This is a genomic window from Microcoleus sp. F10-B2 (assembly GCF_036704965.1).
Classification (GTDB): domain Bacteria; phylum Cyanobacteriota; class Cyanobacteriia; order Cyanobacteriales; family Microcoleaceae; genus Microcoleus.
On sequence record NZ_JAUBTB010000012.1, the window covers coordinates 1 to 22,104 of the forward strand.

The following is a 22,104-nucleotide window of genomic DNA, read 5'->3' on the forward strand; positions in this document are numbered from 1 at the left end:
AGAGGGCTTTTTCATAGTTTTGAAGGTTGCTATACGGGCACAAATTATTATACCTTAAAAAAACCTCAAATGATTGCTATGCAATCATTTGAGGTTTTGGCAATTCTGAATTTCTTTGAAATGAAATCTGCTTGAATATCTGCGGAATGTGGGTTATATCGTTTCCAGTGGCACTTCTTATGATACCGATGACACCGCCAGTGCCCCGTGTCCCTATTCCAATTAATTGTAGGGAAACGGCGATGCCGTTTCCTGACTGTGGGTAATATTAATTCCTATGTTACCGGAGTTGCTATTATTTTGCCTCTATATATTTATAGATCAATATTAGTTGAATCTTAAAAAATCGGCGTTGCACATTTAGGGTAGGCTCAACAGATATACTCAACTAACAAAACCTATAATTTGTCCGGACTGTCAGTCCACCCATATCACTAAAAATGGCTGAAAAAAGAGGGAAACAAAACCATATTTGTCAGTCCTGCGGGACTTACGCATCGGAACTCAGAAACCCGGTTTTTTACTGAATCTGCGGTCTACAACGGGTATTTGCATAAAAAACCCAGTTTCTCAACAATCGTGCTATTGTGCCGTGCGATCGCGCTCGTGGACGATCGACAATAAAATTGGTTTGATTGCTGGTAATTGAGCGGATGCAATATTTACAATACAAGTCCTGTGAGGGCGATCGCCCTCACAGGAATCAGATATTTTCAAACCTCACCCACTTACACCATAGCCGGAGCACCAACAACCTCACCCTTCAACATCCGAGAAGCAGCATCAAGCAATTGCTCCTCCAAATAAGGCTTGGTAAAATAGCCTTTGGCACCCAAACTGTAAGCCATTTGGCGGTGTCTATCAGCACCGCGAGAAGTTAGCATCGCGATCGGCAACTCGCACAAAACCGCATCCTTCTGCATCCGAGAAAGCAGTTCCAAACCGTCCATTCTCGGCATCTCAATATCGCAGAACACGATATCGCAAGGCAAACCAGATTTCATCTTTTCCCAAGCCTCCTTACCGTCGCGAGCTTCTTCAACCCGGTAGCCAGCTTTCTCAAAAGTAATCGAAAGCAGCGATCGCACCGTAATCGAATCATCCACAATCAGCACAGTCGGCTCAGTCTTCTCAGTTTCCGCCTCCTTAGTGGCCTTCTCGGTCTCATCCCACAGCGTACCGCCAGCTTCCTTCCGCAGCCTTCCCGTAGCCAAATCGATCAATTCCAGAACATCCGCAATCGCCACGATCCTGCCGTCCCCGAGCACCGTAGCACCCGCAATCCCGATCGGCTTCGGCACAGGCCCCTCCAACTGCTTGATCACGATTTCCTGTTCCGTCGAAACCTGATCCACCTGCACCGCCAAGAAATTGCCAGCAGACCGCAGCACGATCACCGAAATCATGTCATCGTCAGTATTAAACCCGTAAACGCTGCCCCGGCCCAAATGGCGGTTATAAGCCAGCAAATCGCGCAGCGGCCGGAACGGCAAAATCGAACCCCGCCACTCAATGCAGGGCAAACCGTCATCCCCCGTCGTCACCTGATCCCGAGGCACGTCGATCATATCCTCCACCCCGTCCATCGGGAAAGCAATCCGAGCCCGATCGCTAATGCAAGTCAGAGCCTTAGAAATGCTCAACACCAGAGGTAAACGGATGGTAAACACAGTCCCCTTGCCGATCGTCGAATCAATCCCCACCGTCCCCCGAATCTCGTGCAAACAAGTCCGCACCACATCCATACCGACCCCGCGGCCTGCATATTCCGTAGCCTGTTCCTGAGTGCTGAAACCGGGCATAAACAGCAAATCGTAAACTTCCGATCGAGACATCCTCTGAGCCTGAGCCGCCGTCAGCAAACCCTGCTTGATCGCCTTCGCCTTCACCCTTTGCGGGTCAATTCCGGCCCCGTCGTCAGAAACCGAAATCACCGTTTGATTCCCTTGGTGGAAAGCCCGAATCGTAATCCTGCCCACTGGCGGCTTCCCGGCCGCCTGACGCACCTCCGGCGGTTCGATCCCGTGAGTAATCGCATTGTTCACCAAATGAGTCATCGGGTCGTAAAGCTGATCCACAATCATCTTGTCGATCAAAATATCCTTACCCTCAACCTGCAACTGAGCCTGCTTCCCGCACTTGATCGCAATTTCCCGCACTGCCCGGAACAGCCTGTCCGTCGTCTCCGCAAACGGCTTCATCCGGGCGCGAGTCAAACCTTCTTGCAGTTGAGTCGTGACTTGGCGGAGTTGGCGAGTCACCTGATCCGCCTCATCCACCAAAAACTCAATGTCCGCCGCCGACTCCCGCACCCGCACGATCAGCTCAATAATCTCCTGAGCCAAACTGTGGAAAGGAGTAAACCTGTCCATTTCCTCCGGTCTCCAGGCACTTTCCCGGCTCTGAGCCGAATCCTCAGAGCGCCAGGACGATCGGTGTCCCTGGCGGTTTGCCAGCAAAGCAATCTCCAAAAGACTCCGCTCGTAGAAATCCTGAGTCCGCTGGCTCACGTCGCTCAGCAGCGTCACCTGGTGCAGCAAATTGTCCAAAAACTGCCGCATCCGTTCTTGGTCTTGCTCCAAACTGTTGCGGTTCACCACCAGTTCGCCCATCAAATTGCTGAGGTTGTCCAGTTGCTTGACCGGCACCCGCATCGTCTGGTCGCCGAACCCGCCCGCGCGGGTATTCCGCCTCGGTCTGTTGAGCGCCGACGACCCAATATTGCTTTCCCCTTGACGGCCGCTGTCCTTGGAATCTTCCAGCAGTTTTTCCAAATCGCCAAATTCGTCATCGCTCCGATCGGCAGCAGAGGGCGGAGCTTTGCTGCCAGTTGTCGGCGGTAGCCCGTGAATTTCCGGCACAGTGGCGCTCTCGCTGAGGAGCTCTTCGAGATCCGAGAAAACTTCCGTATTTACCGGACTCTGATTTGTTCCCCCAGAGGCTGCTATTGCAGCCCCAGCGCCCCCTGCAATTAACAGCGCTTCTAAATCGTCAAAATTGTCTTCGGCATCCTCACCACCTGATTCGGCACCGATAAAAAAGTCCGCCAGCGATCCACCATATTCCGACTCGGACGAATCTTCAGCGGCCGGCACTTCGTCAGCGTCCCAAAAGCCCGTCGTCAGTTCCGAAGTCACCAGAACCTCAGCATCGATCGAATCCAACAAATCATCAAAACCCTCCAACTCTTCGCTCTTGAGAGTCGCCCCGGTTTCGAGAGCTTCGAGCAAATCAGCATCACCATCAAACATACCGTCGAGAGATTCTGCCGACAGCACCTCTAAATCCCCAGCAGAAAAATCCGTTTCCAGCGCTTCAAACAAATCATCATCACCCTCGGACTTCCCAACAATATCTGTTTCGGGTCGATCGAACAAATCCGCACCCACCTCGTCGAACAAGCCCTCGGGAACTTCCGGCGACAACTCCTGCAAATCAAGAGCCTCGCCCTCATCTCCCGCAGTTGGCCCATCCGCAGGCAGCACCAGCCCTTCGCCAAACATATCCTCCAACAACTCGAAAGTTGCGCCCCCATCAGACTCGACACTGGAAATTTCCGAATCAGGACGGCCCGACAAGGCCCCAAGTTCAACCGCTGCCAAATCTGCCAAGCCTTCGTCGGAAACAGGCGCAGCATTGTTTGAGAACCAACTCGCCAACTCGCTCTCATCCGGTTCCACACCCGCACTCGGCAATTCTGAATCCCCGTCTAAATTCAGCCAATCCCCATGGACTTGCCCGGAAGCTTCCCCATCATACTCAGTACCCGTAGGTACAGAACCGAACAGCTCAGCCAAATCCGCAGCCTCTCGGGAAGTAGCAGCGAATTGCCCGTGTACGGTCTCCTCATCTCCAGAAATCGGGCCCTCGGCGATCTCGCCAAACAGCGCATCTAAATCCGTATCCTCCAGCTCCGGGTTGGCCGGTGGCACTGACTCGTCTTCCATGTCGAAAGCATCTTCTAGCCAATTTTCATCTGCTGAGATATCTAAATCAGAATTTGGTGTCATGTTAAAAAAGCTGCCAATTTCCTCGTTTTGTGTGCTGCGAGCAGCTAAATATCGATCGCCCTCGCTCTTCCCACCTTCGCCTTCTGAAGACAGGAAACCAGAAGTAGTATCGGAGCGCTCGCTCAAATCCGAGTCCTCGCCTAACTCAGAGAGAAACTCGAAATCATTTATTTCATCTATTTCATCTTCAGCGAGCGTGTCGGTATCCACTGAATCGCTGCCGCCGCCTGCTGCTGGCTCGGAAAATTCTGCATCGAAAGCGCCAGGATTGAGAGAAGGCTCAGAAGTAACTGCCGGGACACCCGCTGCCTCAGATAAGCCTAAATCGCCGAACAAGTCATCCAAATCACCATTGTCTCCAGCAACAGCAGAAGTTTGGGCCGCCACTTCGTCCAAAAGCGTACCCAGGGCATCTTCCTCGGATTCTTGTCCCCTGGCTGGGGCTACCGTGCCGTCTTGCCGCTCCAAATCGCCCCTACCTTTACCATTTTTAAGCTGTTTGCCAGTTAACGGCTGGCTCAAACCCGCTTTTTCCTGACGTGCTGCCCCGGCATAACCCTCTGGCTCGCCTCCAAACAGCAAATCCTCCCCAAACAAATTCGTGAGGTCGTCAATCGGAGGCTCCCCGTTGGCTTCCGAATTTTCCTCACCGTATTCGTCAAACAACAAATCAGTAAAATCGCCGGAATTGTCATCCTCTGACTCCAGCATTCCCTCCGCCAGCATTCTAGAAGACTGGGCATAGTCGAGGTCTTCTTCTTCTTCCCAAGCGCCGTCGAGATCCGGGGACTCGCCGTCAAACAAGTCTGCTAAACTGTTGAGTTCTGCCGCGCCCACTTCCGGGCCGGTGCGGGTCGAGCGCCCCGAAGCACCCGTCTCCAGATCCGATTCTCCGAATCCCGGGGAATCGTCGAACTGGGGCGATCGACCGCTGCTGTAATCATTGGTCTCGCCGGTGTCGAGTTGGTCGAACAGCTCGTCTAGGCTCAGCCCTGAAATAGTCGGCAGGATTTGTTCCCCCGCCCGGGAATCGCCAGATCCGGCCAGATCCCAGGCCGCATCCTCAACAGAAACCGCATTTTTCCCCGACGCAACCGGTTGAGCGAATGCCAGCAAATCTTCAAAATCCGTTTCTGGGATTACCACCGCCGGCAGCAGCGCCAAAAGTTTTGCGCTCGGTGCGATCGACTCTTCTCGACCCGAAAGTATCAATTCTTGGGCTTGTTTGATGTCTTTGATGACCGTTGGGGCTAAGGTGCGGTAGGTATTTTCTGGGTTGGCGATCGCCTTTTCTACAACTTCGATCAATTCTATCCAGCCAGGCAGTTCAAATTCTTCCCCCGCCTTGAGCAAGTTCCGACAAATGTTCTTGAGCTGCCGCCTGCTTTCAGACCCCTCCGGCTGTTTGAACTCTTGCAGCATTTCCCGCATCCTCGCCGGCACGTCCGAGTCAAATACTAGCTGCAGGGCGCTTTCTTCTGTTGCTCTGGCATCAGGTACGTAAACTGACCCCGAGTCGGCAAAACTCCTCGATGAGCCAAACGCCGCGATTCCCACCCCTGCCATAACTGGTTCGGGTAGTGCCACAGGGCTGGTCTCGTCTGCATGGTATTCTCCGTGTCCGACGAGGCCCCCCAAGTGTCCGTTGAGTTCTTCAAATACTGGTTCTAATTCTCGAACCATCTGTTCTCCCAACTCCTCTGTCAGCCCAAAAGGTCCCGACAGTTGCTCTAACAGCCCTTGCAACGTGTCAAAAATTCGCAGGAACAGGGACTCTAGCTGTTGGTCTACTTTAACGCTGCACTCTTTTAAAACTTTAAAACTATCTTCTAGTCGGTGAGCTGTTTGCTGAATGCTGGTCAGGCCCAGCATTGCTGCTCCTCCTTTAACAGAGTGAGCGGCCCTAAATACTTCGTTGACCAATTCTGGGTCTTCGATCGTAGTTTGCAGATTCAGCAAGCCTTGTTCGATCGTATTGAGGTGGTCTTTTGCCTCCTCAATAAAGTATCCCATTATCCTCTGTTGTTGCTCCGGCAGCATAGTTTTATTCCTGATTTTAAGCGTTACTGTATTGGGTCTAGGTTAGTAGTTCTAGAGAATGTCTTTGTATATCTCGCCCCTTGCCAAGAGAATAATCTGACTGCGAGATCTGGCAAATGTCCTGGCTATTTTTGCTTTCGATATGCCCTCACTTAAAAGATAGCGAATCTCCTGCACCTGTTCTGGTTTGAGTTTGCGGTTGACAGATGGAACGAAAGGAAAGCGGTTTTTTTCGCTTGGCATCGCGGGAGTTATCTGCCGGGGTTCCTTCCCGTAAATGGTCGGGATTGACACAACCGCGATCGCCGCAACTGTGACACGCAAAATAACCTGGTTTGACAGGCCGTCCGAGTTTGTGTTCCAGTACCAGTCTGTGAGCGTAGAAACTTTTTGTTTTACCGTTAATTTTAGTACCCTTAATGGCGTAACCATCACTTCTTTTAGCCAAGGTACAAATCATACAGCCGTTCGGCTGTCTTTGGACCCGCATACCGGGAATTATTTCTCGACCTTGCAGTTGTTTTTGAGGGGGCGGCGCAGAGGTACTTCCTACATTTTTAATACGTCCTTTTTTAGACGTGTCTTGATAATTTTTCAGCCGATAACCTTCCCACAAATGGTTGGAATTAATGCAGTTGCGGACATCGCAAGTATGGCAAGCAAAGTATTCTGGTCCGAGCTGCTGACCTAATGAATGTTCTAATACTAAACGGTGGACTGTTAAATTTTTCCATTCGCCGTTAATCCGAAGTCTTTTGGTAGCATAGCCCCTGCTATCTTTTGCTAGGCTATAGATAATACAGACCGTCGGCTGAATCTCGCCAAATATGCCATGAATTACCTCTACTATGTTATCCTCCATCTGTACAACTCCTGGTTTTTTTAGGTGTTGGATTGGCTTCCCCGCAGCGGTTTCAAAACTGCGAGGTAGCTTTTTGTCTGCCATCCTTTCCCGACCAACGTGCTTGTAAATCAGCCAGGAAAACAAGCATTGGACAATTAATTATTGTCTTTCTGCTGTTTCTACTCGGAATCTTTCTACCGATGTCAAAAGGTCGCGAGCAACGCCTACCAAATTTTGCAAAGCACCGGAAACTCGCTGCGCTTCTTGGGATGTTTCCTGAGCAGTTAATTCCACCGCTTGCATAACAGAAGCTACGGCGCGAGCTGTTTCGTTTTGCTCTACAGTGTCCGCAGTAATCGAGCGCACTAGCACGTCAATTCGATTAGTTACTTGAATGATATCTTCAAGCGATCTCTTCGCTTGTTCGGCCAATCTTGTCCCCTCAATCACCTGCTGCGTACCTTCTTCCATCGCCGTCATTACCGCGCCGGTTTCGCTTTGAATTTGCATCACGATCTGTTCGATTTCTTTCAAAGACTTAGCCGATCTGTCTGCCAATTGTCGCACTTCGTCTGCCACGATCGCAAATCCTCTGCCCGCTTCCCCTGCCCTTGCGGCTTCAATACTAGCATTGAGGGCCAACAAATTCGTCCGCGAGGCGATCGTCGCAATTAAAGCCACAATCTTAGAAATTTCTTGAGAAGCTTCTGCCAACCTCTTGACTTTTCTCGTGGTTTCTGCTACTGTCTCGCGAATTTCCAAAATCCCTGCCACCGTCCGCTCCACAGCCTCGCCCCCTTTCAAAGCCGTTGCCGCCGCGCCCCTGGCCACTTCTTCTGCCTCTCTAGCGCTCTCTGCGACCCGCTGAATCGCGTCCGTGAGGACTTGCACCGAATTCAGGGTTGCCGCCAGTTCTTCAGCTTGCCGCAGCGCGTCTGAAGACAAATCGCCCGCAAACTTGGCACTATCCGTAGCGCCCTTGCTGACCTCCCGAGCCGCCTGCTTCACCTGATGGACGATTTCGCGCAGATTTTGAATTGTCAAGTTAAACGAGTCAGCAACAGCGCCCAAAACGTCTGCTGTCACTTCCGCAGTCACAGTCAAGTCACCCCGGGCCGCTCCTTCCACATCGTCTAGCAAGCGAATCACTTGGCGCTGCAAGTCTTCTTTTGCCTGTTCCTGCTCGTCAGACTTGCGCCTGGTATCGCTAATGGTGGTTTGGATAACCTTCGCCATGTGGTTGAATTTAGCAGCCATCTTGCCAAATTCATCTTCCGAGTAAACAGTAGCGCGAGCATCCAAAGTTCCTTGAGATACCGCATCGAACTGAGCTTGCAAATTGTCCGAGGACTTGCGCACCTGCTTGGCGATCAACTGGCCGATGCCCCAAGAAGTTAAAAAGCTCGTAAAGCCTGCTGCTGCGGTCATTACCCAACCTGTTTGGCGCAGGTAAACGATCGCCTCCGGTTTCTCTTGCCGCAGAGCCTGATAAGAGGCGATGTTCGTGACGAAAGCCACAGCTACCAGAGAAACCAGTCCCGCCCCGATTGCCGTGTACAACTGTTTTGTAAACAAAGGGGCATTTTCCAAGAAAGCCAGTCCCCCTTGTTCTACAGTTACCGAAGTATCGAGCGTTTCTATTTCTGTGGGAGCAAAAGTCGGCACCGAGGCATCAACAGGGCCGTTTATGAGAAATATCTCATCATCCCGAATTGCTGAGCCGTCGCTGTTGTCAAAGTCCAGGCTGCTGCCGGTCGTACCCATCATGCCGCTGCTCGAGTTGCCGAAATTTGTGTTACCTCTAGTCAGGATCGAACTGGTGGCATCTTCTGAGATATCAAAGTCCGGCAAATTGCCGAAATCGTCAAACTCGTCAAATTCGTCTAAAAAGTCGCTGTGTTCTTGAGTGTTCCCAGTTTTTGACGACCAGCCGCTGCTGTTCTTGCCAGACGCCCCGAAAGCTGTCGCTTGTTCGTTGTCGTCGAAAGAGAAAGAATCGCTAAAAGCGTCGTCTTCAAAAGCATCTAAGTCGAAGCTGTTTCTAGAGCCAAATGCCGGGGGTTCCGAATCGCTGTAACCGTTGCTGTTGGAGGAGGATCGATCGACCGAATTAAATTGTCCCCGGCTCGACCTTGACGAGTGAGAGTTGGGGACAGCACCTCCCATCAGCAGAGTTTCGTCTTCTGCCAGCGAATAGTTTGACGAGTAGTCCGAGTCGTTATTCGGCTGCTTGTTTTGAGAGCGAGAAGACCCGAAACCCGACATCGGCTCGGCAAAGGGGTCTGCCTCTTCTGCAGGAGGTGCGTTCTGACCGTGATTTTGGCCTGTCTGGGGCGGGGCTTGGTAGTCGTAGTCCGAGTTCCCGTCGAGTTCATCTGGCAAATCGAGCGACCCAAAAGGTTCGGCAAAATTGTCATACGGCCCGGTGGGGGAGTCTAGTTCCTTCGAGTCCAAGGAATTTCCCATTTCTGGGGCTGCAAAACTTTGACCGTTGAGCATCTGAGTTGGAGCTTCTGAAAACAAATCTCCTGAGTAAGGTGCTGGTTTCCCAGACACTTTGCCGCCAGACAAGTCAGCAGCATCAAACTCTGGCTCATCTGAAGCAAAAGGGTCTCCAAAGTCCGAGTCGCTAAACTCGTCCGTGTCTAGCGGCTCGGAAGTCTCAGCATAAGCTGCCATCGCGCCGCTGTCGCTAGTAAAGGGGTTAGAATGCGAGGCTAAATCTTCGCTCGCGCCGGCGCGATTTTCCGGTTCTGGTTCCCACTCCAAGCCACTCATCCCCAAGTCTGCCAAGTCCAAGTTTTCCAGGTCGTCTGGCGATTGACTCGCATAGGACAGGGATGGGGAATTTTTTTGAAAAAGTCCCAAATCCGGTTCTTCTAACCCTTCATCAAGAGATAAGTCTGGGTAGAATTCCAATTCAGTTTCAGCAGACAAAGCCTCAAAACTTTCCTTTTGCAGTTCTCCAGATAAAAATTGGTCGGTGTAGTTAATTCCGCTGTGAGCGTGTTCTACCAAACTCGGGTCGTCACTCAGGCCTAGCACAACCGCGTACTGTTCCCGTGCCACCTCGTACTGTTGCAGTCCGTAGCAGTAGATGTGTCCGCACAGCAGGCGAGCGCTGGGGTCTTCGGGAAAATCTTCTACTAATTGATAAACTAGGGCCGCGGCTTCTGAATAGTTACCAGCCATGTATGCCGCTTCTGCCCGTTGATAGTCCTGCTGAAAGTTGGTACTTGTTGCCATTTGCCGCCCTCTTTAGATTTTAGATTTTAGATTTTAGATTTTAGATTTTTATCTTGAATGTTTAGATGCGCGCCTCAAGTCGTGTGACTGTTGATGGTTAGACCCCAATCGCAAATCGCAAATCGCAAATCTAAAATCGATTTCACGCTGCCCACCGCGCAGAGCGCAGAATTTTTACTTGATCTAGCAGTCGGAGCACTTTCTGAGCTGGTGCACCTAACATCCATTCTCCCCTCAGAAATGGAATCATGCCGTCTGGTGCATTGTTCTGAGAGTGCAGTTGTTCTACGTCGAGCCAGTCCATCCCCACAATTCGATCGACTGCCAGCCCCAAAATTGTGTCTTGGTCTTCCACAGCCACGATGGGGATTTCGGGTCTGTCTGTGTTCAGAGGTGTTTGGTCTCCCAGAAATTGGCCCAAATCTGCCACCCAGATGACTCGTCCTCTCATGTTTAGCGTACCTAAAAGCAAAGAAGAAACGTTGGGGATGGGTGTCATGCGGTCTGGTGAGGGCGATAGTACCTCTCTAATCCCTGTCGCCGGCAGTGCGAACTCGTTCCCCGAAGGAACGTAGAACCGCAGGTGCAGTTCGCCTTCGGGAGTTTCTAGTTCTTGGAATTCCGGAGCCTGATCTACGCCTAGTCCTGGTAATATAAAGTCTGGGCTGCCGCTAATCATAATTCTGACACCTGCATTTCTAGCAAATTGTTGACGTTTCCCGCCAAGCCGATCGCGATCGAAACATCGACGGTCAAAACTTTACACAGCCAAGCTTGACACAGCCAAGGGGTGAATGGCGCGACTGCAGGAGGTGCTTGGCAATAAATGTGCTCCGTCAATAATTCACTGCAATCAATAATTTGCGCGACCTTTGCTGACAAATTGGCTCAAATCGACTGCGAAAAATTAATGTGGAACCGTAAAGCTTCACTTTGTACTCCCACCGCCGCTAATTTGGTAAAACTCTGGGCAATTTTTACGATGAATGCTAAACAGCTACTCGGATTAACGACGGGTTGTTGACATGGCTGATGTCGCGATAATCATAAACCGAGTCAGTTAAGACGCTCGATCGAATCTCCGACTTTGTACAGAAATGCCTAGCAATAACTGGCTCTGCGCATCGGTTTTTCGGAGCGGCTGCAAGTGGAGAACAAGTATATTATATTTGCACTTTGAGCGTGTTAGGCGCGACCGGGGTCGAGAAATTGAACAGAGTTTTACCGACGCTCGACGGGCAGCGCGCGGATTTATACATTCTAGTTTATGGTGCGATCGCCCCAAGCCATCACCTTTCTCTCTGGCGGTCGAGACAGCCCTGGGGAGAGCTGGTACAAAATAGTTCCTATCCTGTCACCGATGCGGAATTTATTTTTCTTCTAATTCGTCTTCTAGCGAGCGCCCTAAGAATCTTTCCGATAGATTGGTCCGAGGGTAGCCCGGGCCCACATATTTTTCTACCAGCATCAATAACTCGCTTTCGCCAAAAGGTTTGGTGTAGAAGTCTGTAGCTCCGGCCATGCGGGCTTTAACGCGGTCGATAAATCCGTCGATGCCCGTCAGCATGACGATCGGCGTCTGCCGGAAAGCGGTAGAATTGCGCAGCATGGCGCAAATTTCGTAGCCGTCGAGTTCCGGCATAGCGATGTCGCACAGAATTAAATCGGGTTTGAGTTGAAAAACCAAACTCAAAGCTTCGAGGGGATTGCCGATCGCAGTAGCTTCGTAACCGTGTTCGTTTAAAATTGACTCGACTGTTTTGCGAATAATATTGTCGTCGTCAATACAGACAACTCTGGGAACCTTGGTTTCTAGAGACGACCATTCTTTTTTGTTGTTGGCCGGGGCAACAGAGGGCTCGTAAAATACTTGCACCAATCCCTGCTGCACGAAGGGGTAAATCGCCTTAGCGACAGTCAGCACGTCTCGGTTGAGGTAGCGCGCCATTTGGCGGATCGAAGTGTGGCCGTCGGCCCAGCGTCTGAGAGTATTAAAGGTATTGACAGGCAGCGCTACTCGCAGCTCGGAGGGGTCTGAAATCACCGGGCATTGGTTGGGCGACTGAATGTGAGGGTGAAACTGCTTCCACTGCTGTACCTGTTTGACAATCTTAGCCAGCAGCGAGCTAATTTCTAAGCTGGTCAGTTGAGGAGCCAAAGCAGGGCCCATTTCAAAAGTGAAGGAACCCTGGTGAAGACTGAGCAAGTCAAAGAGGGTTTCGTGGATCATGCTTTGGATGATGTTGCGCCCTTGAGCTGGGGTGAGGATGTGGTTTTCTAGCAGGGCCCACAGGTATCCGTATTCTGGGGCATTGGTAGATGCCATATAGGGAACTTGGATTTTGTCGAGGGCGGTGTCTGCTTTGTAGCGGCGCAGGTAGTCGCGCAAGCGAAACAAACTACCAGCACTCTGGGTAGCGTAAATAATCTGACCGTTGAAGCAGAAGACATACCAGGATTGTCCTGCAAGGGAGCGCTGGGTAGGTGGAGTACCCGTGCTGCTGCCGGTGGAGCTGTAGGCCTCTACGAACAGTTCTCCGGTTCGCTGACCTAACTCAATCAATTGCAGGATGCTGCGGATGTCAATTTCACTCAAATTTCCCTGCATGCAGCTAAAGTGTCCTCCTTAAAACCGTTGGCGTCTGAGCTCGGAAAGACTGTGTGCTGGGGCGACATTACTTTAGTTTCCGTCAATAATTCACGCTTGATTTGCTTCACAATTGGGAATTGACGAAAGGGCGATACTCTGGTTTGAGTCGGCCGCGCTACCAGTCCACAAGCTGAAACCGCGAAACTTGCGGCCTTCTCCAAGTGTAGAGTTTCACCTTGTATTCAAACTGTCGCCTCAACTGGCAGCAGCCACATCGCACAATTGCATGGGCTAGGGAGTTGGCAACGCTGGCATTCCCGACAGGCTGAAGTCTTCGAGCGCAAGAGTTTTGAAGTTTTTGGCTGAGTATGCCGTCAGTTTATACAGCACATCTTTAACGTATGGAAACTTCAAAATACTGAGGATTCTCTGGTTTTACTGCTGCTACCAACAGTCGCTGGCCGATCGATCCCGAAGGGGAACTTGAGGCTAGTATGTTGGGTTGGATGAGTTGCCAACGAGGTTTTTAGGGTTGGTCACAGCCCCCAATTCCAAGGGTGACAAGCAGTGTCGGCGTGTTTTGACAGTGGCCGTGCGCTGTTGGTCTTGTAGGTTGAGCGGTGTCTTAAACCCTAAAATTACGTGCACTCAAACACGAACATTTGTTAGCAATTGTCAGGAATACGTTCACTGCCGATCGACCTTTTTGCTCGCCCGCTGCTCAGTCACAGGCTCTCGTCATTCCCCTATTCTAAGGCAGCGCGGTTCAAATCCCTAGTCCGCCTGCCGATGGCGCGCGCTTGGGGGATCTTGGGGCTAGAGGGCGATCGACCAGCAACTAAAGCCTGGTACAATCAATAGAAAAAGTTTTTAACTGACTGACCTTTTTCGGCTTTAGGCTATGGCAGTCCCCGCAGTTTTGCTAGTCTTTAATTAAGCGGCATTGATACTGCTCTCCCCTTCGTCTAGAAAGCGGGCAGCGAAAGTGCTTTTTGAACGCTTCCCCGCGAGGCAGTGCTGTGCATGAGTGCTGCTAAAGTTGGGAAAAGATGCTATCCCCCGATCGGGCAAACGACACCAAAGAGAGGACTATTAGTGTGCTGTATCTAGCGGAAGTACAAAAACAGAGAAGCGGCTTTGGTCTCGGTGGCGGTAAGGCTGAACTGAAACTGCTAGCTTGTCAGCGGGGCGAACACAATTGGAGCGCCGTACCAGGCGATGACGTGATCCCGGTTGAGGAAGCTAATAAGTTTAACGACGGCACGCTGGTGCTGGTGGAGTTGAGCGCTAGCAAGCAAGTGCAGCGCATTCAGGAGGCGGCCCGCCAGTTGGTGAGCATTCTGCAAAATTTCTCGCGCTTGCAGGACAAGTTTAAGGATAAGGAAGAGGAAATTGAACAGTGGAAGGCTTCTCTGACGTTTTCGAGTCAGGAACTCAATCGCCGGGAAATGGAAATGCAAGCCCGCGAAGAGCAATTGGCTCAAATGGAAGAGGAGTTGGAGCGGCTGGAGGCTCAGCGCTCGGAAATTGAAAATACTCGAGATGAAGCTAACCGACTGCGAGAAGAGGTCGATCGCAGCCGCGCGGAAATTGAGACGGCTTGGGAACAGTTGCGGAGCGAGCAGCAGCAGATGAGCCAGCAGCAGTCTCAGGTTCCACAGGGCGCGGTGCTTGACGAGCAGCAAGCCAGGAGGATTCAGGAGTTGATGAACAAGCTGGGAGGGGCAATTGCTTCTGCCCAAGGGGTGCGGGAACAACTGAATCAGTCTTTTGGTGTTGTGGGGGCTCAGCAGGCAATTCTGGACGTTCACTGGCAGCAGTTGGAGCAAAAACGGGCTAACGCTCAGCAGCAGCAAGAAGAGGTCGACCGACAAAATCAGAACCTCCAAAACCTCTGGCAGGAGTGGTATCAATCTCAAGATGCTTTGGCGCAAGCTCGGGCGGATCTTAAGGGTCGGCAAAGTACCCTCAGCGCTAAGCAGGAGCAGGCTCAGTCGGTGTCTTTGCAGGTGCGGGCTGTTGAGGACCTGTACCAGCAACTTTCCAGGCTCGCATCTGCTTCGGGTGCAGCAGGTACTGAGCAAAAAGTAGATGTGTCAGCCCTGGAAAAGATGCCGGTTGAGGAGTTGCAGGGGCTGGTGCAACACCTGCAACAGGATTTGGAAAAGGTGTTCCGGTTTGTTAACGATCAAGAGGAGGAGTTGACTCTGCAGCGGGAGACAATTGAGGATCTGCAAGGGAAAATTCAAGCTGCTAGCGAGTACGATCGCATGGCTTTGGAAAATGAAATGGCAGATGAACTCGAAAGTTATCAGATGTTAAACGAAACTCTGGTGGGACAGCGCCTCCGGTTGCAGGAACGGGAAGATGTTTTAAAGCAGCATCAGGCGGTGCTGTGGCGGCGGCTGGGTACTGGTAATGCTCCCAAACAAGAGCGAGGAGATATTGATTTGGGACCGATTGTCGCACAGCTCAATTCTGTGCGCCAGCAGCAGGGCGAAGAATTGCAAAGATTGGAAAACGAAATTCAACAGGTGCGGGATGCTATCTCTCAAATTGAGGCAAATGTCAACCGCAAAAATGGGGAAAATGAGGCGAAACGCTACGAACTCAAGCAGTTAGAGCAGAATTTGTTCAACCAGAAAGGCGCAGTGGCCGAACTCTGGGGCCGGGTGAATGTTTATCAAGAAATGTTGCAGCCGGTGCAGGATAATTTGAAGGGGCTGCGCCAAAAGCTGGAAGCGGTGGGGGGTGAGCTCGATCGCGTGCAGCAGACAGGAGAGCAGCAAGATCTGGATATAGCTCAGTTGCGGCAAGTTATTTCGGGTTTGTTGAATCTGCCTTAGCCTAAAATTAAATATTTATAACGATCCAAGGGTTTTCGACTCGGGCGATCGCTCCTCCAGGAAATGGATCGGTTTGCGATCGGTTGGGGGCTGGGATTAAGCTGGTTAGTTTTTCTACGCTGTCAAAGCTGGGTGCTGAGGGCAATATTTGTTGCAGTAGCTGCCGCATTGCCCGTCGCTGCAAGGCAAGGGGTGCTTCCCGCAAACAAGAGCGATTTAACTTGACGGGCAGTTGAAAATTCACCTGCGGGCTGTCTCCCATTGGAGACATTGCTCGCTGTAGCAAGTCGCTGGCTGCAAGTTCCAGATATTCTACGTCGGCGCGGAGGAGTTCGGCTGTTTGAGCTAGCGCTTGTTGGGCTTTTGGGTTGAAATGAGTTTCTAAATAAGGCAATAATTCCGATCGAATGCGGTTGCGAGCATATTTGAAGTCTTGATTTGTGGCATCTTCCCAAATGGGTAGTTTTTGCTCTTGACAAAATTCACCTGTTTGCGATCGGGTTATTTCGAGCAAGGGACGAACTAAATAGATTTGAGATTTGAGATTTTGGATTTTCGATTGGGAATTTTCATCCTGATTTTCCAATCTCAAATCGGCAGATATTTGGGAGTTAGGATTTTCGCCGGAATTCCCCAATCTAAAATCTAAAATCGGCAATCGAAAATCGGCGAGAGGCCGCGTCCAGGTGAGGGCAGAAAGTCCGTCGGCACCGCTGCCGCGAATCAGGTTGTAGAGGAGAGTTTCGGCGCGATCGCTGGCTGTGTGGCCTGTAACAATGTAGGGATAGTTGTGGGCGATCGCAATTTCGGTTAAAGCTTGATATCGCCACTGTCTGGCGGCTGCTTCTGTTTTGGAGATGTCCGAGGCTGTTTGTAAATAGTATGATATTCTCCAGCTTTTAGCTATATTTTCTACATGATTTGCGTTAGCTTCCGAGTCAGAACGCCAGCGGTGATCGCAATGAGCAATCGCTAGATTCCAGTGCCATTTTGGCTGCAAATCGAGCAATAATTTGAGCGAACACAGAGAATCTTGTCCCCCGGATACTGCTACTAACAATCGCTGATTTGAGGGCAATATTTGTCGTTGCAGCAGCGTCCGGTGCAGTTGAGCGTGGAGGTGGGTCCAATTGGAAGATTCAGCCATAAGGGCAGTTGTTGATGTAAGAACGGGAAATCATTAGTCAGCAGTCATTAGTATGAAGGATGCAGCCAGATTCTCATCACCTCAAAACTCCCAACTATTTTCCTTCCCTTCTCCCCTAAGTAGCAGCTTAGCTCCACATTCCTAGACTTTGAGGGTTGCTATCTGGATACCTAGAAATAGGAAAATTCTTACTTATTTGTGTTGAGTCGCTGACATTTGGTTCATCATTTGTATCCGTTTGTTCGGAGGTGTTTTCACCGTAGTTTTGGGCGGTGTCAGAGGCTTCCAGGGCCGCTGGAAGGGCTTTTTGTTCTTTTAGTTCAGATTCGATCGGGCAAAACTCCAGACGCATCCTAAGTTTGCCTTTAGTCCAGGCTTTCCCGGCACTTAACACCTCGCAATCCATGCCCTCTGAGAATAAATTGTCTTCTACCAATTTTGACTGCATAATGGTCATAAATTCGCTGACTTTGAATGTACATTGATACATCAAAGCGCTGCCAGGAGCTGACAACACATCGTCTTCTTTGAGAAATATTTGCGAATTGTCCATATCAATTGTCATTTTAATTAAGGAAGAAAAAAGAGAGAAGCAGGAAGAGAGAATAGGGAGTAAAGTTTTGCACTCTCGCTCGTTCAGTAAGGTGAGCATAGCCCACCTTACAACCGGAGATGATATTAATCCATGTTCTTTGATTGATACTCTTCTGTAGCTGATTGGTCGATCGGGAATTAGAAAAACCAACCGTAGGAATGTAAACCCTTGCCTAACAGATTAACGCCTAGATAGCAAATCCAAACTACCACAAAACCTGTGGCGGCTAAAATTGCTGGGCGTCTTCCCTGCCAGCCGCGAGTAATGCGGGCGTGCAGGTAGGCAGCAAATACCAACCAAGTAATTAGCGCCCAAGTTTCTTTCGGGTCCCAACTCCAGTACGAGCCCCAAGCTTCGTTAGCCCAAACCGCACCTGCAATAATGCCAACTGTCAGTAAGGGGAATCCTAAACCGATGATGCGATAGCTAATGTTATCAAGAGTTTCTGCTAGATTCAAGCGCTGGGGCGAGAGAAGTTTTGCGGTTTGAGTTTGAGAGGTTGATGCGGTTTGAACGGTTGCTAATTCGAGCACTGCGGTGGTGCCCAAACCGTTATTGTTGGAGTTGAAAGAGGGTTCGCTGAAAGCTAATGCGCTGTCGGCGCTGGTTTCTGCAATTTGAGATTCGGGGTTTTGAGGGCGTTGGAGGCGGTAGTTGCCGTTGCGGTTGCTGTTGGTGCCGAAGGAACTACCGGTGAGTTCGATTTTTTGGCCGCGGGTGACGATTAAAAAGGCGATCGCCAGTAGTGCTCCTACCATTAAAGTTGAGTAACTGAGCATCATGACGCTAACGTGCATCATCAGCCAGTTTGATTTGAGGGCGGGTACTAGGGGCTCTGCAGATTGCATGGTTGCGGGCAGAGTCAGGGCGGCAAAGGCGGAAATTGCCATTGCTACGGGGGATGTGGCTACTCCTACTAAGCGGGAACGGCTCATGTTTTCCGCGACTAGGTGGATGGCGGTGATTCCCCAAACTAGGAAAAATAGGGATTCGTAGAGATTGCTTAAGGGGAAGTAGCCGGCTTCTATCCATCGAGAACCGAGTAAAGCGGCGATGGATAGGTTGGCAACTGCCATTCCTGCGGTTCCTAGGGCCCCCAGGTAGGGAATGCCGGGGAAAGCTGCGCCAACCCAGTAAACGAGCATTGTTGAGAACAAAATGGCAAAGGAGATGTTGTCCAGCCAGTTCTGGAGTACGACCAGATCCATAAAAATTACTCCGGTAATGTTTTTACTTATTTTTGCTAACTAGATCGATCGTACTGGGGTTAGGCAGTTTTGGGTTTGGGATTTTGAATTTTTGTGGCAATTATTAGTGGTTGGCGGTTGTTGAGGTGCGAGTGGGCGATCGCGCCGACGCATCAAACAAGCTACTATTGACCCACCAGACGAGTGTCACCCCGTCAAGTCACGTTGGTTGATTCTGGCTGACGGCTTGAGGTTGGACGAGTTCCAAGTAAGGAAACACGGAATGCTGATGGGCGAAATTCGATCGCCCATTAACAAAATTAGGACTTACGCACGGGGGGCCAGAAACCGGGTTTTGTTAGGAAAATCCTTTGTTCGTACTCGAAAATTAAGTAAAAAACCCGGTTTCTTTGTCGGGAGTGCGTCTAGGACTGAAAATATAGGATGTTTTTCGATCTGAGGCTATCTGGAATCCTTTAGAATTGATTGAGCAGATTACCGACTTGCTGTTTTTGCAACCAGCCAAAAAACGGGTATAGTGCCACGTACAATCGTTGTGGATACTCCCCAAATTTTAGACCCTTCGACAAGCTCAGGGCAACGCCAAAGCTCAACCTCTCAGATTTATCAAGGCGAGTCAATTCTAAAATCTAAAATCTAAAATCTAAAATCGACTGACGGTTGGATTAGTTGCACTGGCTAGAGGAGATGTTGGGTTAATGCGTCGAGATTCAATATTTTACAAGTTATTTCAAGAAGATCCGACGCTGCTGTTTGAGCTGTTGGAAGAGTCACCATGGAATGCGGAACAGTATCGATTTGACTCCGTTGCTGTGAAGGAACCGAAGTTTGAAATTGATGGGGTGTTTTTGCCGCCGGATGCTGAGCCTGGAGTTGTATATTTCTGTGAGGTGCAGTTTCAGCGGGATGAATTGCTTTATGAGCGATTGTTTGGTGAGTCGTTTTTGTATTTTTATCGCAACCGTCAGCGATTTACAGATTGGGAAGCGGTGGTAATTTATCCGAGTCGATCGACTGAACAATCGGAAACGCATCCGTATCGATCGCTCTTGAACTGCAATCAGGTGCATCGGGTATATTTGGATGAGTTGGGGGATATTGAACAGTTGCCGCTGGGGGTGGCGCTGATGGCGTTGACGACGATCGACGAAGCGAGTACCCCGGAAGTGGCGCGATTGTTGCTGGCGCGATCGCAGCGGGAGGAATCTGAGGCAGCGAGTCGCGCCATAATAGAGATGCTGACGACAATACTGGTTTACAAGTTTACCAATTTGAACCGAAGGGAGGCAGAGGCGATGTTAGGGATTACGCTTGAGGAAACTCGGTTTTATCGGGAAGCGAAGGAAGAAGGCATCGAACAAGGCATTGAACAAGGCATTGAACAAGGCATTGTGCAAGGGCGGGAACAAGAAGGAAGAGCTTTGATTTTACGTCTGTTAAATCGCCGTCTGTTAAATCGGCGAGTTGGAACATTACCGGAATCTATCACCACTAGAATTGCTGATTTGTCGATCGAGCAAATTGAAACTCTAGCAGAGGAATTGTTAGATTTTCAGTCGATCGAGGATTTAGAGGTTTGGCTGGAGAATTTGCAGCAGGGAGAGTGAAACGAGGTTAGGAATTGCATTTGAGGGGGCGATCGCGCCATTTACGCGCACAAACACATTAAACGTACTCCCCCTCTACTTCCTGGGTTTTGGGGTTCTTTTGGTGCATCCGCCGTTGCTGAGAGGATGTTAAGGGTGCGATCGGGGATGATTCCGGCGATTTAGAAGCTGATTGATGATGGTGGAAGATGTTTTGGGCGATCGGACCCACAGACTTATGTTAGGGCTTGCTGAATAAGTTAAGAAAAATCACGATAGCAATTGAGGAATGATTCAAGTTCAGCGACACATAATTTTTTGTTTGCTATAACTTGTCCAGTTATAGTTTTTGATAATAACTGACCTGTAAATAGGTGTAATTTTCGGTTTTTGACATAAAAACACACAAAAAACCCGTCTTAACCAGGTAGAAAGGTTCATTACTAAAAAAGTAATAGCAATGGCTGTACCAGATGTATTATCAAGTTTTGCCATCACAAGGGTTCAGACCGAATCTTCGTTTTCCTTGCCCAAACTTGCCCTCAATGGCATTTCTAATCCTCTCATCTTCCAACGCTTGCCTCTTTTTTGATTTACTCACATTTGCTGGCGGTCTTCCTAATGGCGGCCCACTCAGCCTAATACCTTTTTCTTTACACCATGCTCGGTTTTCCCGATTTCGGTAAATGCGATCTGCATGAACTGACTCTGGATAATACCCTGTGAATTTATGATATGCTTCTACTTGTGTTTTTAAGTCCCCTGATTCGTTAAAATTATCCCAGCTCATCCTGTCTAAAAATATATATCCTTCAAAGCAACTGGCTGATAGTTTTGCTCCAAACTCTACGCTTTTTCCGGCTTTTCCTCGCGACGTTGGGACGGATATGGGGTTGGCTTAAACTTACTATTCTATCCTCAATGCTCTGTTTATTGTTATCAAATAACCATTGCTGTTGGCGATAGACCTCTGTGAGGACTAGCAAGGTTTTATATTGCTTTGTGCTCAGGCGTTCGAGAGTCGCACCTGACTTGATTAGCTGTTCAATATGAGCGAGGTTTCTTTTGATATATTGAAGTTGTTTTTTAATTGCCTGTCTTTTTTTATGGCGGGATGGTCTTCTTTGTTTTGCTATTAATAAGTAATCTTTTCGGGCGAGATTACGGTAGGTTCTTGGTTTTTTACTGGTTTGATCTTCGATCTGTTTATACAGGATGTCTATAATTTTTTCGGTATGAACTCTGGCTTTGTTTAATAGTCCTAAGTCGGTCGGATAGGTAATGTCTGCTGGGGCACAGGTAGCATCTACGATCAACTTACCGCGATTGGGTGACTCATTTTTGGCGTCCGAATCCTTTTTTTTTTTCGGTTTTAACTGGGGTGATGGAGCGCATTTTTTCGACCATTCGTTCATTCACTTTATTAATTAAGTTCGGACTAATTCTTTGGCGAAAGTGAACCAATAGTGATGGGTCAAATGGCAGCTCGTTACTGTAGCTTGAGTGACCGATAAAGTATTGCAGATACGGGTTTTCACGGATTTGTTCTACTCTTGGACGATCACTAATTCCTAATTTTTCCTTAATAATTAATGCCCCCAACGCCATCCTCCATGATGAAAGCTGGTGCACCCATTTCTGTGGGGAAGTTTTGAGCATATTCTGATTCAAATTCTGACCACGGTATTACTTGGGCCATCTTTACCCAACGGTTATAGGCGTGACAATTTAGAGCCGTTGGCTAGTTCAAAGTCCAAGGGTGGGATGGGAGCAAGCTCAACCTTTTTGTACATGAGCTCAGGTGGTGATGCACGGGTTTTGACCTATTTTACCTGTTTATCTTGCAGTTTATTCTCGATCGCGCGCTCGAAACCTTTCGCGACGCAATATGCACTCGATTATTCAGCAAGCCCTATGTTAAATTAGACCTCTTGCAAAAAATAGCTAAGACGGGCTCTCCGGCCCATTCCACAAGAAAAGATGATTTTTGTG

At 49.7% G+C, this 22,104-nt stretch carries 12 protein-coding genes and 1 pseudogene; 2 read left to right on the forward strand and 11 right to left on the reverse strand.

The window, feature by feature from the left end; translation table 11 throughout:
- Positions 1-582 precede the first annotated feature (582 nt).
- The 7 genes from QUA99_RS06680 to QUA99_RS06710 form a co-directional block, all read right to left on the reverse strand.
- Positions 583-717: a hypothetical protein gene (locus tag QUA99_RS06680; protein ID WP_333242211.1), complete on the reverse strand. Its 135-nt coding sequence runs from the start codon at positions 715-717 to the stop codon at positions 583-585.
- 11 nt (positions 718-728) lie between these two features.
- Positions 729-6,023: a response regulator gene (locus QUA99_RS06685; RefSeq protein WP_333242208.1), complete on the reverse strand. Its 5,295-nt coding sequence runs from the start codon at positions 6,021-6,023 to the stop codon at positions 729-731.
- Positions 6,024-6,198: 175 nt separating this feature from the next.
- Entirely contained in the window at positions 6,199-6,996 is a 798-nt protein-coding gene (locus QUA99_RS06690) for an HNH endonuclease signature motif containing protein (protein ID WP_333242204.1), read from the reverse strand.
- Positions 6,997-7,053: 57 nt separating this feature from the next.
- Complete coding sequence (locus QUA99_RS06695) at positions 7,054-10,140, reverse strand: methyl-accepting chemotaxis protein (protein WP_333242202.1); 3,087 nt, start codon at positions 10,138-10,140, stop codon at positions 7,054-7,056.
- A gap of 142 nt (positions 10,141-10,282) precedes the next feature.
- Positions 10,283-10,816, reverse strand: coding sequence for a chemotaxis protein CheW (locus QUA99_RS06700; RefSeq protein ID WP_333242214.1), 534 nt, complete (start codon positions 10,814-10,816; stop codon positions 10,283-10,285).
- Positions 10,816-10,980, reverse strand: a complete 165-nt coding sequence (locus tag QUA99_RS06705; RefSeq protein WP_333242199.1) for a hypothetical protein — start codon at positions 10,978-10,980, stop codon at positions 10,816-10,818. The genes QUA99_RS06700 and QUA99_RS06705 overlap by 1 nt, the downstream gene beginning before the upstream one ends.
- Positions 10,981-11,509: 529 nt before the next feature.
- Positions 11,510-12,748 (reverse strand): response regulator, encoded by a 1,239-nt coding sequence (locus QUA99_RS06710; protein ID WP_333242196.1) that lies wholly within the window; start codon positions 12,746-12,748, stop codon positions 11,510-11,512.
- A 1,031-nt stretch (positions 12,749-13,779) separates the two neighbouring features.
- Between QUA99_RS06710 and hmpF the strand changes: the two genes are divergently transcribed.
- Positions 13,780-15,576, forward strand: coding sequence for a pilus motility taxis protein HmpF (gene hmpF, locus QUA99_RS06715; RefSeq protein ID WP_333242193.1), 1,797 nt, complete (start codon positions 13,780-13,782; stop codon positions 15,574-15,576).
- Positions 15,577-15,583: 7 nt separating this feature from the next.
- Here the strand turns inward: hmpF and tilS are convergent, their stop codons facing one another.
- The 3 genes from tilS to ccsB all read right to left on the reverse strand — a co-directional run bounded on the left by tilS (position 15,584) and on the right by ccsB (position 18,526).
- A complete protein-coding gene (gene tilS, locus QUA99_RS06720) occupies positions 15,584-16,723 on the reverse strand; it encodes a tRNA lysidine(34) synthetase TilS (protein ID WP_333242190.1) in 1,140 nt (379 codons plus the stop codon).
- 127 nt (positions 16,724-16,850) lie between these two features.
- Positions 16,851-17,276, reverse strand: a complete 426-nt coding sequence (locus QUA99_RS06725) for a KGK domain-containing protein (RefSeq protein WP_333242187.1) — start codon at positions 17,274-17,276, stop codon at positions 16,851-16,853.
- A gap of 179 nt (positions 17,277-17,455) precedes the next feature.
- On the reverse strand, positions 17,456-18,526 hold the full coding sequence (ccsB, locus tag QUA99_RS06730) for a c-type cytochrome biogenesis protein CcsB (RefSeq protein ID WP_333242184.1): 1,071 nt from the start codon (positions 18,524-18,526) through the stop codon (positions 17,456-17,458).
- Between the two features lie 698 nt (positions 18,527-19,224).
- Between ccsB and QUA99_RS06735 the strand changes: the two genes are divergently transcribed.
- Complete coding sequence (locus tag QUA99_RS06735; protein WP_333242181.1) at positions 19,225-20,133, forward strand: Rpn family recombination-promoting nuclease/putative transposase; 909 nt, start codon at positions 19,225-19,227, stop codon at positions 20,131-20,133.
- 279 nt (positions 20,134-20,412) lie between these two features.
- Here the strand turns inward: QUA99_RS06735 and QUA99_RS06740 are convergent.
- Positions 20,413-21,905, reverse strand: a pseudogene (locus QUA99_RS06740) (IS5 family transposase).
- Positions 21,906-22,104: the final 199 nt, after the last annotated feature.